Raw genomic sequence first — 13,094 nt, forward strand, 5'->3', positions numbered from 1 at the left:
TATGCGGGCTGGAGCCTGATTTGACTTGAGATAAGCCCTGCCGCCGGGTAGATCGCTCACGCGCCCTCAGTCGAACGACAGCCGGTAGATCAGGTCCACCGCCGACTGCTCCCCCGCACGCCCGCGCAAGGTCCAGCGGCGCGACAGCTCGTAGAAGATCAGCAGCGTGCCGCTGGCGCCGGCGATGCTGTGCTCGTAGGCGGCGTACAGCCGGTCGGACAGGCGCTTGCCCAGGGTGACGCTGGCGCCGGCCACGGCGCCTTCCGTGCCGCCGGAGAAGCTCAGCTCGTCCAGGCCGAAGTTGGCCGCCAGCCCGCGCCCCTCGCGCCCGCCCAGCAGGGCCAGCGCGGCCGACTGCAGCATGGCGGCCTCGGCGTCGCTGTCGGGCGCGGGGCGGCCCAGCAGCAGCCAGGCCAGGGTCTGGTTGTCGGGCAGCGCCGGCTCGGAGTACAGCCGCACGTGCGGTAGCAGCGCCGTGCCCATGACCTGCACGCCCGCGCGCTGGTCGCTGGCGTAATTGGGTCGCAGCGCCACGATGTCGAGCGCCGGGTTGTCGATGGCGCCGCTGAAGGTGACGTTGCCGCGCTGCACGTTCAGGTTCTGGCCGTAGGCGTGGAACGTGCCGCCCACGGTGCGCACCACGCCGGTCAGGCGCGGCGGGGTGCCCACCGGGCCGGCGGCGGCCAGCTGCAGCTCGCCGGCCAGGCGCGTGTCGATGCCCTGGCCGCGCAGGCGGAAGTCCTCGCCCAGGTCGATCTGCACGCGGGCGTCCACGGTCAGCGGGTCGCCCCGCGCTGCCTGCGCGCCAGCGCGCCGGTCCTGCGCGTCGGCCTGGCGGCCGGCGGTGCTGGTGGGGCGCGCCACGGCGCCGGGCGCCTGCCTGCCGGCCGCCGCCTGGCCGCCGGCGCCGCGCACGACCACGTCGCTGCCCAGGGTGGGCGTGCTTTCGTCGGGCAGCTGGATCAGCGCGCGGTCCACGCGCAGGCGCCCATCGGTCTTCACGGCGCGGCCGTCCAGGGCGGCCTGCACGGCGCCGGAGACGGTCATCTGCCGGTCGGCGTGCACGCTGGCGCGCAGCCGCTCCAGCGTGGCCGACAGGCGCGCCTGGGCGCGGCCGTCGATCCAGCCGGCCTCGCCGGTGGCGCGCAGCAGGCCGCCTTCGCCCTGGCGGCCGGGGCCGCGCAGGCTGAACTCGTCGATCAGCAGGCGCGTGCCGTTCAGCCGCGCGCGCAGCCGGCCGCCGCCCAGTTGCAGGCCGTCGACCACCGAGCGCAGCGCCAGCCGGTCGGCGTTCAGGGTGCCGTGCACCAGCGGCGCGCTGCGCGTGCCCGACACCCGCGCGTCGGCGGCCAGGGTGCCGCGCAGCCGCCAGCCGGGCGGCGCCAGCACCGACCAGGCCGAGATCTGCGGCAGTTGCGCCTGCACCTGCCCCTGCAGCGGGGCGGTCTCGGGCCAGGTCCAGCGGGTCTGCCCCCCGGCGCCGGCCACCGGGGTCAGCTCGGTGCGCAGCCGCGCGTCCACGGTGCCGGCCTGGGCGCTGTCCCACTTCAGTTGCAGGTTCAGCGCGCGGCCGTCGCTGGCCAGCGCCAGCCGTGCTTCGCGCAGGCCGGCGGCGACGCGCGACTGCACGCCGGTCTGCGCGTCGCTGGCCAGCAGGGTCACGTCGCCGCTGGCGCGCGCCAGGCTGGCGTTGACGCGCAGCGCGCGGCCCAGGGCGGCGTCCCACTGGCCGTTGAAGACCACGTCGCCGGTCAGGCCGGCCTCGGCCAGCGCCGGGCCGCCCAGGCGCTCGGCCCATTGCAGCGGCAGGCCGGTGATGCGGCCGGTGGTGGTCAGCTCGCCGCCGCGCCAGCGCGCCGGGCCCCAGGCGACGAGCGCCTGCGCGGCCGGGGCGGGCGAGGTGACGGCGATCTCGCCCGCGCCGGCCTCGAACTGGCCGCCCTGCGCGGGCGACCAGCTGAGCGGCACCGTGCCCCGGCTGGCGATCTGCCAGCGGCCTTCGCCCAGCAGCGGGTCGCGCACGCCGGCCTGCAGCCGGCCGATCTGCGCGCGCCAGCCCGAGTCGGCCAGCGCGGCCTGCGGCGTGGTGCGCCCGCCGCTGGCGGCGAGCCGCAGCTCGAGCTGGCGCTCGCCCTGGCCGACGCTGCCGCTGGCCTCCAGGCGGGCCTGCGCCAGCTTGCCGTCCAGGCTCACGTCCACGCTGCGGGCCTGGATCGGCGGCGTGCTTTCATCCGCGCCGGGCAGCCGCAGATCGAGGCTGGGCACCGCCAGGCGCGCCTGCAGCGCCGGGTCGCGCCAGCCGCCGCGCCAGCGGGCGTCGAGCGTGGCGCGGCCGCGGGCGCGCGCGCCGTCCAGCGCGGCGGCGGCGCCGGGCAGCTTGCGTGCCCAGGCCAGCGTGCGCGCGGCGTCGTCGATGCGGGCGCGCAAGGTGCCGGCGCCGCGGTCGGGCTGGGCCTCGCCCTGGATCACCCAGCTCGTGCCGGGGGCGGTCAGCGTCAGGTCGGCGCTGCCGCCGGGCGCGGCGGGGCGCACCTGGGCGCTGCCCGCCAACTGAGCCTCGTCGGTGCGCACGCGCAGGCGGCTCAGCGCCAGCACGCCGTCGGCCCAGCGGCCGGTGGCCGCCAGGTCGCGCAGGCGCAGGGCGCGCAGATCACGCGCCAGCGCGTCGGCGGCGGATTCGCCCGCGCGGGCCGGCGCGGCGGCCCGCTGCGCGCGCGCCTGCAGCGCGGCGTCGAAGCCGATGGTGGCGCCCTGGCCGGACACGGTGGCCGTGCCGTCGAGCGGGAAGGCCGCCATCTGCGTGTGCAGGCGGGCGGGGTTGACGCCTTCGACGCGGGCGTCGATGCGCCAGTCCTCGCCGGGGCTCGCCACGGCCGGCGCCGAGGCATGGGGCGAAGGCGGCGCGGCCCAGTGGCCGCTGGCCTGCAGCGTGCCGCCGCCCACCTGCGCGCGCAGCGCGCGCACGTCGGCCACGCCGCCGGTCCAGCGCAGGTCGGCCTGTAGGCGGTCCAGCGGTAGCCGGCGCTGGTCCCAGGGACCGGGGGCGCCGTTGGCGATGTCGGCCTGGACCGTCCAGCCGGGTGCGCCGCCGGCGGGCAGGGGTTGCAGGTCGAGCTGGCCGTTCAGGTGGGTGTGGGGGGCCTCGGCCCACAGGGCGCCGACGTCGAGGGCGCGCAGGCGCGCGTGCGCCTCGGGCAGCGGCTGCGCGGCCCAGGGCGTGAGGCGGGCGGTGGCGTGGGCGGCGGGCACCTCGGCGCCGCCGGCGGCGGACGCGGGCTCGGCGGGCGGCGCGAAGGCTTCGCCGGGCGCGGGCAGCGCGGGGACGGCCGGGGCGGGGGCCGAGGCGCCGGGCTGCGCCGGCACGGCCCGCAGGTCGGCCTGCGCGCGCATCTCGGTCAGCGGACCGTGCAGGCGGGCCTGCAGGGTGAGCGGCACCGGCGCGCTGGCGCCGGGCACGGGCGCGGCCAGGGCGCCGGCCAGGGCCACGTCCACGCCGATCGGGGCGCGCGCGGTGATGGCGGCGCGCGCGCGATAGTCGCCCCCTTCGACGCGGGCGCGGTCCAGCTCCAGCAGGTGCTGGCGGCCGTCGTCGGCGAAGCGGCCGGCGGCGTCCTGCAGGGCGTAGGCGGGCGGGCCGGCCCAGCGCAGCTCGCCCACGGCCAGCGCGCGCACGTCGATGCGCAACGGCAGGGCCAGCGATGCCGGCGGGCCGGCGGAGGGTTCGCCCTTGGTGCTTTGGTCGTCGATCAGGATGCGCCGCGCGGCCAGGCGGTCGATGCGCAGCGTGCGCGAGAGCAGGGCCAGGGGCGTCCACTGGATCTCGGCGTCCTGCACCTCCACGCGCAGGCCGCCCTGTTCCCACACCAGGCGGCCGACCTTGCCGCTGCTGCGCAGGTTGCCCTGCACTTCCTCGGTGACCAGCGGCTGCTTCGCGCCGGCCCAGCGCAGGGCGGTGGCCAGCGAGCCGTCGGTGCCGGCCCAGAGCCACAGCCCGCCGGCGGCCAGCGCCAGTAGCGCGAGCAGGCCGGCCAGCGTCCAGCCGGCGGCGCGCAGAGCGCGGCGGCGCGGTGGGGTAGGTTTAAGATCGAATTGGCCTTCAGCCAGCGTGGATATTGCGCTGACAGCTATCGAAGAAGTAGCATCCGGCGCGGGCGCCGAAGATCCTGCCGTGCTCATCAGAAGACGAATCCCACGTTCATGTGCAGCCGCAGCCGCTTGGACTTCAGCCCGTAGGCGATGTCGAGCTGCATCGGCCCCACGGGCGTGATCAGCCGCACACCGGTGCCCACGCCCCAGTGCGCGCGCAGGTCGCTGGCGCGGTTGGCGACGCCGCCCACGTCGATGAACAGCGTGTGCTCCAGCAGGCCGGGAAAGCGCTCCCGCAGGACCGGGCGCTGCCACTCGACGCTGCCGGCGGCCATGTAGCGGCCGGGGCCGACCACGTCGCCGCCCAGCGGGATGCCGATGCTGCGGTAGCCGTAGCCGCGCACCGTGGTGTCGCCGCCGGTGCGGAACAGGTAGGACAGGGGCAGGCGCGCGCGCTTGTCGGCCAGCACGGCGCCGGCCTCGGTGCGCAGCGCCAGCCGGCTGCCGCCGTCGCCCACGGGCACGATGCCCAGCCAGCGGCCGGTCAGGCGGGCGAAGGGCTTGCGCTCGCCCGCGGTGGTCACGCCCGCGCCGACCTCGCCGCTCAGCCCGTAGCCGCGCGAGGGCACGGGCAAGCGGTCGAAGTAGCGGCCCGTCCACGCGTAGTTGGCGCTGACGGCGGCGCCATCGCCGATCAGCGCGTCGGGCGCGGCGCGCGCGCCCGAGCCGGTGACGCGGGCGTGGTCGTACTGCAGGTAGAAGTGGCGGTCGTAGCGCTCCTCGGTCTTGGCGATGCCGGCGCGCAGGGTCTTGGACGTGGTGTTGAGCGCGCCGTCGTCCTGCCGCATGTAGCGCGCCAGGCCGGCCCAGCGCCAGCCGCGCGCGTCGGGCAGCGAGGTCAGTTCGGTCTGCAGCAGGGGCGCTTTCTGGTCCAGGTGCAGCTTGGTGTCGGCGCGCCAGGAGGTGCCGAAGACGGTGTTGTCGCGGTGCTCCAGCGACACGCGCGCGCCGCCGTCGGTGCTGTAGCCCAGGCCGAGCTGTACCTTGTGCCGCTTGGCCTCGGTGACGGTGTAGCTGACGGGCGCGGCGGCGGGGTCGCCCTCGGGGTCGATGCTGATGTAGGCCGAGTCGTAGTAGCCGCTGCCGGCCAGGCGCTGCTGCGCGTCGACCAGCTTCTTCTGGTCGTAGACGTCGCCGGGCTTGAGCCAGGACAGGCGCTCGGCCAGCTCCGGCGGGTAGCGCTTCGCCCCTTGCACGGTGGCGGGGCCCAGGCGGTACAGCGGCCCCGAGTCGAGCCGCACGCCCAGCCTGGCCTGTGCCTGGGGGGCGTCCACGTCGGCGAGGCTGTGGCCGACCTTGCCGCGCGGGTAGCGACGCTTCACCAGTTGGCGCAGCGCGCCGGTCTTGGCGCCGGACCAGCGGTCCTGCGTGAAGCGGCGGCCTTCGGGCAGGCCCCAGTTCTCCACGATGGCCTCGCGCTGCGCCACGGCGCCGGGGTCGGCGGACTGGGCGATGTCGCCCTCGAAGCCGATGTCCACCGCCGCGATGGTGGTCGCCGGGCCGGGCTCGATGGCGATGACCACGGTGGGCCGCGCGCCGGGCGCGCCATCGCGGCGCAGTGTCACCTGGGGCGTGAAGTAGCCCTCGGTGCCCAGCAGGTTGCGCACGTCGCGCTCGGCCAGGGCCAGCAGGCGCGCCAGCTCGGCCTCGTCGAGGTCGGCGACGGCGCGGTAGCGCTGCAGCTCGTTGTGGCGCTCGATGAGGTGGCGCAGGTCGTCATCCTCGGCCTCAATGCGGATGTCGAAGGCGGCGGCTTGGGGCGCGGCGCCCGTCGGCGTGGTCTGGCTGCGCTCCGGCACTGGTGGGCGGGACGACGCCTCGTCGCCAGAGGTGCGGAGAATCGCGCAGCCGGGCAGGGCCAGCACCAGGGCCAGCGTCAAGGCGGCGCGCCAGCGCGCGGGGAAAACGGTCGAACAGGTCACCGGGGCAGTTTATGCGGTGCCCGTGTCGGACAAGGCCGCAATTACGCCTGGGCACATCCGGGCCGGTGGCGCCGTTCTTGACCTGATTGCAGGCGAGTGAAAACGCGGCGGCGGACAATGCGGCGCATGTCCAAGGTCAGCGCGTCCATCCCCGGCTTCAGCGCCCCGGCGGTTGGCTTCGAGCAGCCTTTCGAGATGCTCGAAGCCTGCCACGACCGCGTGCGGCGCAGCCTGGCGCTGCTGCGGCGCATCGTCGATCACGTCGATGCGCATGGTCACGACGCCGCCTCGCGCAGCGCCGTCGCCGACGTATTGCGCTACTTCGACCTCGCCGGCCCGCACCACCACGAGGACGAGGAGCGGCACGTCTTTCCGCCGCTGCAGGCGCACGCCGACGCGCGGTTGCGCGAGGCCGTGGCGCGGCTGCGCGCCGACCACGTGCGCATGAACGCCCTGTGGGCGCGGCTGCGGCAAGCGCTGCTGGCCTGGCAGGGCGACGCGCCGCCGCCCATCGGCGCCGGGGAGCGCGCGCTGGTCGATGCCTTCGTGGCCGCCTACGAGAGCCACATGGCACTGGAGGAATCGGTCGCCTACCCGGCGGCGCGGCCGTTGTTCGGCGACGGCGAACTGCAGCGGATTGGGGATGAAATGGCGTCCCGACGCAGGCAGGACACGCGCCGGTAGCTCTTATTTCGAGAGCGTCCGCATCGCTTCCTCCAGCCCCTTGAGGGTCAGCGGGAACATGCGGTGGCCCATGAGCTGCTGGATGACGGCGATGCTCTGGCGGTACTGCCACACGCCTTGCGGCTCGGGGTTGATCCACGCGAACTTGGGGAAGGCGTGCGTCAGGCGCTGCAGCCATTCGGCGCCCGGCTCCTCGTTGTTGTATTCGACACTGCCGCCGGGCTGCAGGATCTCGTAGGGGCTCATGGTGGCGTCGCCCACGAAGATCAGCTTGTAGTCCTTGTTGTACTTGCGGATGATGTCCCAGGTCGGGAACTTCTCGGCAAAGCGGCGGCGGTTGTTCTTCCACATGAAGTCGTACACGCAGTTGTGGAAGTAGTAGAACTCCAGGTGCTTCAGCTCGGCCTTGACGGCGCTGAACAGCTCCTCGACGCGCTGGATGTGTTCGTCCATGGTGCCGCCCACATCCATCAGCAGCAGCACCTTCACGTTGTTGTGGCGCTCGGGCACCATCCTGATGTCCAGCCAGCCGGCGTTGGCGGCGGTGGATCGGATGGTGTCGGGCAGATCCAGCTCCAGGTCGTGCCCCTCGCGCGCGAACTTGCGCAGGCGCCGCAGCGCGACCTTGATGTTGCGCGTGCCCAGCTCCTGCGAGTCGTCGTAGTCCTTGTAGGCGCGCTGGTCCCACACCTTCACGGCGCTCTTGTTCTTGCCGGCGCCGCCGATGCGGATGCCCTGCGGGTTGTAGCCGCCGTGGCCGAACGGGCTGGTGCCGCCGGTGCCGATCCACTTGTTGCCGCCTTCGTGGCGCTCCTTCTGCTCTTCCAGGCGTTTCTTGAGCGTTTCCATCAGCTCGTCCCAGCCCATCTTCTCGATGGCGGCCTTCTGCTCGGGCGTCAGCTCTTTCTCGAGCACCTTGCGCAGCCAGTCGGCGGGGATTTCCTTGGTGAAGTCGGTCAGCATCTCGACGCCCTTGAAGTAGGCGGCGAAGGCGCGGTCGAACTTGTCGAAGTGCTTCTCGTCCTTGACCAGCGTGGTGCGGGCCAGGTAATAGAAGTCGTCGATCGAGCAGGCGTCGGGCTGGCTCGGGCCGACCACGTGGGCCTGCAGCGCCTCCAGCAGCGTCAGGAACTCCTTGACCGAGACCGGCAGCTTGGCGGCGCGCAGGGTATAGAAGAAATCGATGAGCATGGCGGCAATCTCAGGTGGGCCCCGCGCCATGGCGGGCGCGCAGGTACAGAAGCTGTGCGCGCGCCTCGGGCCACTCACCGGCCGTCATGCTGTACATGACGGTGTCGCGCACGGTGCCGTCGCGCCGCAGGGCGTGATGGCGGATCACCCCGTCCCTGCGCGCGCCCAGGCGCTCGATGGCGCGCTGCGAGGCGAAGTTGTAGTTGTCGGTGCGCCAGCCGACGACGGCGCAGCCCAGGGCGTCGAAGGCGTGGCCCATCATCAGCAGCTTGCACGTGGTGTTGACGTGCGTGCGCTGCACGCTGCGGCGGTACCACGTGTAGCCGATCTCCACGCGCCGCAGGGCGGGCACGATGTCGTGGTAGCTGGTCGAGCCCAGCACGGTGCCGCTGGCGTCGTCGATCACGGCGAAGGCCAGGCGCGTGCCTTCACCGTGCATCCTCAGCGCGGTTTCGATGTAGGCGCGCGTCTCCCGCGGCTCGGGCACGGAGGTGACACGGATCGTCCACAGCTGGCCGTCGGCCGCGGCGGCGCGCAGGCCGTCCTCGTGCGACAGCGCCAGCGGCTCCAGGCGAACGCCGCCGGCGTTCAGTACCGTGGGGTGGACGAAGGCGGTCGAGGTGTCCATATGCTACTGAATAAATAGCTAGCAACGCAATATCGGCGCGGGCTTCAGGCAAAAAACACTAAAAAATCAGCGGTTGCGCTGGTTCATGAACACCAGCTTCTCGAACAGGCTCACGTCCTGCTCGTTCTTGAGCAGCGCGCCCACCAGCGGCGGCACGGCCACCTTGTCGTCCTTGCTCTGCAGCGCTTCGAGCGGGATGTCCTCGGCCACCAGCAGCTTCAGCCAATCCAGCAGCTCGCTGGTGGAGGGCTTCTTCTTCAGGCCCGGCAGGCCGCGCACGGTATAGAAAACCTGCATCGCGGCCGACAGCAGCTCCTGCTTCAGGCCGGGGAAGTGCACGTCCACGATCTGCCGCATCGTCTCGGGCTCGGGGAACTTGATGTAATGGAAGAAGCAGCGGCGCAGGAAGGCGTCGGGCAGCTCCTTCTCGTTGTTGGAGGTGATGAAGACCAGCGGCCGGTGCTTGGCGCGGATGGTCTCGCGCGTCTCGTAGCAGTGGAACTCCATGCGGTCGATCTCGCGCAGCAGATCGTTGGGGAATTCGATGTCGGCCTTGTCGATCTCGTCGATCAGCAGCGCCACCGGCTCGTCGGCGGTGAAGGCCTGCCACAGCACGCCCTTGATGATGTAGTTGTGGATGTCCTTGACCCGGTCGTCACCCAACTGGCTGTCGCGCAGCCGGCTCACGGCGTCGTACTCGTACAGGCCCTGCTGCGCCTTGGTGGTGGACTTGATGTGCCACTGCAGCAGCGGCAGTTTCAGCGCCTCGGCCACTTCCTCGGCCAGCATGGTCTTGCCGGTGCCGGGCTCGCCCTTGATGAGCAGCGGGCGCTTGAGCGTGATGGCGGCGTTGACGGCCAGCATCAGGTCCGGCGTGGCGACGTAGTTCTCGGAGCCTTGGAATTTCATGTCGTGATGAAGGGGGTGGAGCGAGGGGAATCGGCGACAGGGGCGTGGCCTCGGCGTGATTACAATCCCCGCAGATGTGAATCGATCAACCTTGGATTGTGCTCGCAAAATGAAGAAGAATTTGTCCCCGATGTTCGCTGCCCTGGCCGTCGCCGCCACCTTCGCCGTGGCACTGCCCGCCCAGGCTCAGGGGGTGGCGGGGGACGCCAAGGCCGGCGAGGGCAAGGTGGCCATGTGCATCGGCTGCCACGGTATCGTGGGCTACAAATCGAGCTTCCCCGAGGTGTACCAGGTGCCCAAGATTTCGGGTCAGAACGCCAAGTACATCGCCGCCGTGCTGGAGAGCTACAAGAAGGGCGACCGCAAGCACCCCAGCATGCGCGGCATCGCCGGCTCGCTGAGCGAACAGGACATCGCCGACGTGGCCGCCTTCTATGAAGCGCAGGGCAAGTCCGCCGGCGCGGCCGAGCTGCCGGCCCCGCGCCAGCCCAGCACCGAGGTGGCGCAACTGCTGCAAAAGGGCGCCTGCGTGTCCTGCCACGGCGACAACTATGCCAAGCCGATCGACCCGGGCTACCCCAAGATCGCCGGCCAGCATGCCGACTATCTTTACGTCGCGCTGAAGGCCTACCGCGACAACACGCACGCCAGCTGGGGTCGCGCCAACCCCGTCATGGCCGGCATGGCCAAGCAGTTCTCCAACGCCGAGTTGAAGGCCATGGCCCAATACATCGGCTCGCTGCCGGGCGATCTGAAGACGGTGCCGCAGTCCCGGTTCCGCTGAGCCCGCCTCCGCCACGGCGCATCGTTCCGTGGACCCGCAGCGATCGAGTCCACGTTGACCGGCTTGGCGGTTTGATTTTCGAGAGTACCGCCCCGCTTGCGCGGCCCGCGCCAGGGTCCTGCGCGTTCCCGCCAGCCCCGCGGGCTGGCACGTCACGGGCCGAGGCTCACTGCTCCAGCCGCCGGATGCATGGGCGAGCGAAGAAGATGAATCCGCGCGGCGCCAGCGTCCCGCGCACATCGAACCAGAAGCTTGATTGGAAGGAGACACACGCATGAGCAACATCTTCGAGGGACTGAAAGTCATCGACTGCAGCAGCTTCATCGCCGCCCCCACCGCGGCGACCCTGCTGGGCGACCTGGGCGCCGATGTCATCAAGGTCGAGCCGCCGGGCGCGGGCGATCCGTGCCGCACCCTTCCCCACCTGCCCGGCATGCCGAAATCGGAGCATCCGTACGGCTGGATGCTCGACAACCGCGGCAAGCGCGGCCTGGCGCTGGACCTGTCCAAGCCGGAGGGCCAGGCCGTGATGCATCGGCTGGCGGCCCAGGCCGACGTGTTCGTCACCAACTACCCGCTCGCGGTGCGCCACAAGCTGGCGCTCGACCATGGGCGGCTCATGGCCCTCAACGAGCGGATGATCTACGCGTCCTTCACCGGCTACGGCGAAACCGGCGCCGAGATGGCCAAGCCCGGCTTCGACGCCACGGCCTACTGGGCGCGCTCGGGCCTGATGGCCCTGGTGCGCCCCGACGCCTCCACGCCGCCGGCGCGCGCGATCGCCGGCATGGGCGACCACCCCTCCGGCGTCTCGCTGTTCGCGGCCGTCGCGGTGGCGCTGTACCAGCGCGAGCGCACCGGGCGCGGCACCCTGGTCGGCTCATCCCTGCTGGCCAACGGGCTGTGGGCCAACGGCACCTTCGCGCAGGCGGCGCTGTGCGGCGCCAGCTTCACGCCGCGCCCGCCGCGCGAGAAGGGCTTCAGCGCGCTGGGCTGCTACTACCGCTGCCGCGACGGGCGTTGGCTGCTGCTGTCCATCGTCAACGAGGCGCGCGACTGGCCGGTCTTCGCCGCCTGCATGGGCCGCGCGGACCTGATCGACGACCCGCGGTTCGCCAAGCAGGCCGACCGGTATGCGCGGTCGGTCGAGTTGATCGCGCTGTTCGACGCCGCCTTTGCCACCCGCGACCGCGACGACTGGCGCCAGCGCCTGGACGCGGCGAGCATCGTCTTCGAGTGCGTCGCCGAGATGAGCGACTTGCCGCACGACCAGCAGGCCAAGGATGCGGGCGTGCTCGTGCCCTTCGAGGACGGCACGATGCTGACGATCGACAGCCCCTTCTTCATCGGCGGCGCCCCGAAGGCCCGGCCGCGCAAGGCGCCGGCCCTCGGCGAGCACAGCGACCAGGTGCTGCGCGATGCCGGCTACGACGACGCGGCGATCGCGAAGCTGCGCGACGGCAAGGTTGTCGCCTGACCGTCTGGCGCGCGGCTGCGGGCGCCGAGTCGATTCGTGATGAAATCGGCCTCAAGCCCGCGTAGATATTGCGCTATAAGCTATCAATAATGCAGCTATCGGCAGCCATCAGTCGCGCGTGGCGCGCCGCTGCACGCAGGCGATGTAGGCCTCGCCGTCCGGCGCGCGGCCGTGGCGCTGCGCGTCCTGCAGCATCTGGCCCAAGCAGTCCATCACCTCGTGGTGCGCGTCGTGCAGGCTGTCCCGGCGGCGCGCCAGCAACTCCACCGCCTGGCGGATGCCGGGGGGCTGGTCGATGCTGCACTGCTCGCTGATCGACAGGTGCATCGACAGGTGCAGGAACGGGTTGGCGCGGCCCGGCCCGTCGGTGTAGACGCGCGCCACGGCCGCCTCGGCGTCGGCGAAGTCGGCGTGCCATTCGGGGTGCTCGGCGATCCAGCCAGCGGCCAGGGTCTCGATGGCTTCCATCGGCTGACCCGCGCGTGACTTGGCCCAGGCGCTACAAAAAAAACGACGGACTTCTTCTTGCGTGGGGGCGAACATGGTGCGAGGAGGGTAGCACGGCCAGGGCTGCCTTCAGTGCCGCCAGCCCGGCACCTGCCAGTCGCGGCGCACCGACAGCAGCCGCAGGCCCGCCGTCGCGGCGACCGTCACCGTGAGCACCAGCCACGGGGGCAGGCCCAGCGTCTGCAGCAGCACGTGCAGCCAGGCGCCCGCGAAGGCGCACAGCGCATAGGGCCGGTGGTCGCTGAGGGCGCGCGGGATCTCGTTGCACAGGATGTCGCGGATCACGCCGCCGAAGGTGCTGGTGATCACGCCCATCAGCACCGCCACCAGCATCGGCTGGCCCAGGGCCAGCGCCAGGTCCACGCCCACGGCGGTGAACAGGCCCAGGCCGAGGGCGTCGGGCCAGAGGATGGCGCGTTCGGTCGGCGCCAGGTGCCGCTGGCGCATGAACAGGATCGCCAGCGCGCACAGTGCCAGCAGCCCCCACAGGTATTCGACGTGCCGGGCCCAGAAGAAGGGCCGCTGGTCCAGCAGCAGGTCGCGCAGCGTGCCGCCGCCGAAGGCGGTGGCGAAGGCCACCACGCACACGCCCACCGCGTCCAGGCGCTTGCGCGCGGCTTCGATCACGCCCGACAGCGCGAAGGCCAGCGTGGCCGCGAATTCCAGCGCCAAGCGCAGCTTTTCGCCCCAGGCCGGGGGCAGCGGTTGCATCAAGTCCATGGCGCGTATTGTGGCGGCCGGCGCGGATGGGTTCGCTGGGTGCTGCTATTTAAGTAGCTGCAGGTGTATATCCGGCGCGGGCATGGGTCTGATCTCATTCGAAAACCGGTGCGCTGAGCCGCCGGC

The 13,094-nt window shown here is 72.1% G+C and carries 10 protein-coding genes; 3 read left to right on the plus strand and 7 right to left on the minus strand.

Features of this window, described 5'->3' with window-relative positions; genetic code table 11:
- Nucleotides 1–66: 66 nt before the first annotated feature.
- Both IPG65_RS09800 and IPG65_RS09805 read right to left on the minus strand, forming a co-directional pair.
- Nucleotides 67–4,176: a translocation/assembly module TamB domain-containing protein gene (locus IPG65_RS09800; RefSeq protein ID WP_293189016.1), complete on the minus strand. Its 4,110-nt coding sequence runs from the start codon at nucleotides 4,174–4,176 to the stop codon at nucleotides 67–69.
- Nucleotides 4,176–6,068 (minus strand): BamA/TamA family outer membrane protein, encoded by a 1,893-nt coding sequence (locus IPG65_RS09805; RefSeq protein ID WP_293189017.1) that lies wholly within the window; start codon nucleotides 6,066–6,068, stop codon nucleotides 4,176–4,178. The genes IPG65_RS09800 and IPG65_RS09805 overlap by 1 nt, the downstream gene beginning before the upstream one ends.
- A 126-nt stretch (nucleotides 6,069–6,194) precedes the next feature.
- Here IPG65_RS09805 and IPG65_RS09810 point away from each other — a divergent pair, with 126 nt between their 5' ends.
- The gene (locus tag IPG65_RS09810) at nucleotides 6,195–6,752 is read left to right on the plus strand and encodes a hemerythrin domain-containing protein (protein ID WP_293189018.1); all 558 of its coding nucleotides are present in this window, start codon (nucleotides 6,195–6,197) and stop codon (nucleotides 6,750–6,752) included.
- Nucleotides 6,753–6,755: 3 nt separating this feature from the next.
- Here IPG65_RS09810 and IPG65_RS09815 read toward each other — a convergent pair whose 3' ends face one another.
- The 3 genes from IPG65_RS09815 to IPG65_RS09825 form a co-directional block, all read right to left on the minus strand.
- Nucleotides 6,756–7,943, minus strand: coding sequence for a VWA domain-containing protein (locus tag IPG65_RS09815; protein WP_293189019.1), 1,188 nt, complete (start codon nucleotides 7,941–7,943; stop codon nucleotides 6,756–6,758).
- Between the two features lie 10 nt (nucleotides 7,944–7,953).
- Complete coding sequence (locus IPG65_RS09820) at nucleotides 7,954–8,571, minus strand: GNAT family protein (protein WP_293189020.1); 618 nt, start codon at nucleotides 8,569–8,571, stop codon at nucleotides 7,954–7,956.
- Between the two features lie 66 nt (nucleotides 8,572–8,637).
- Nucleotides 8,638–9,480: a MoxR family ATPase gene (locus IPG65_RS09825; RefSeq protein ID WP_293189021.1), complete on the minus strand. Its 843-nt coding sequence runs from the start codon at nucleotides 9,478–9,480 to the stop codon at nucleotides 8,638–8,640.
- 109 nt (nucleotides 9,481–9,589) lie between these two features.
- Between IPG65_RS09825 and IPG65_RS09830 the strand changes: the two genes are divergently transcribed.
- Nucleotides 9,590–10,264 (plus strand): c-type cytochrome, encoded by a 675-nt coding sequence (locus tag IPG65_RS09830; protein WP_293189022.1) that lies wholly within the window; start codon nucleotides 9,590–9,592, stop codon nucleotides 10,262–10,264.
- Between the two features lie 274 nt (nucleotides 10,265–10,538).
- Nucleotides 10,539–11,741 carry a CoA transferase gene (locus tag IPG65_RS09835; protein ID WP_293189023.1) on the plus strand — a complete coding sequence of 401 codons (1,203 nt, stop codon included), beginning with the start codon at nucleotides 10,539–10,541 and terminating at the stop codon, nucleotides 11,739–11,741.
- Between the two features lie 108 nt (nucleotides 11,742–11,849).
- On the opposite strand, the gene IPG65_RS09840 is transcribed toward IPG65_RS09835, so the two are convergent.
- Nucleotides 11,850–12,284, minus strand: coding sequence for a DUF1841 family protein (locus IPG65_RS09840; RefSeq protein WP_293189024.1), 435 nt, complete (start codon nucleotides 12,282–12,284; stop codon nucleotides 11,850–11,852).
- A 33-nt stretch (nucleotides 12,285–12,317) separates the two neighbouring features.
- Complete coding sequence (locus IPG65_RS09845; protein ID WP_293189025.1) at nucleotides 12,318–12,968, minus strand: trimeric intracellular cation channel family protein; 651 nt, start codon at nucleotides 12,966–12,968, stop codon at nucleotides 12,318–12,320.
- Between the last annotated feature and the right edge of the window lie 126 nt (nucleotides 12,969–13,094).

Source organism: Ottowia sp. (assembly GCF_016703145.1).
GTDB lineage: Bacteria > Pseudomonadota > Gammaproteobacteria > Burkholderiales > Burkholderiaceae_C > Ottowia.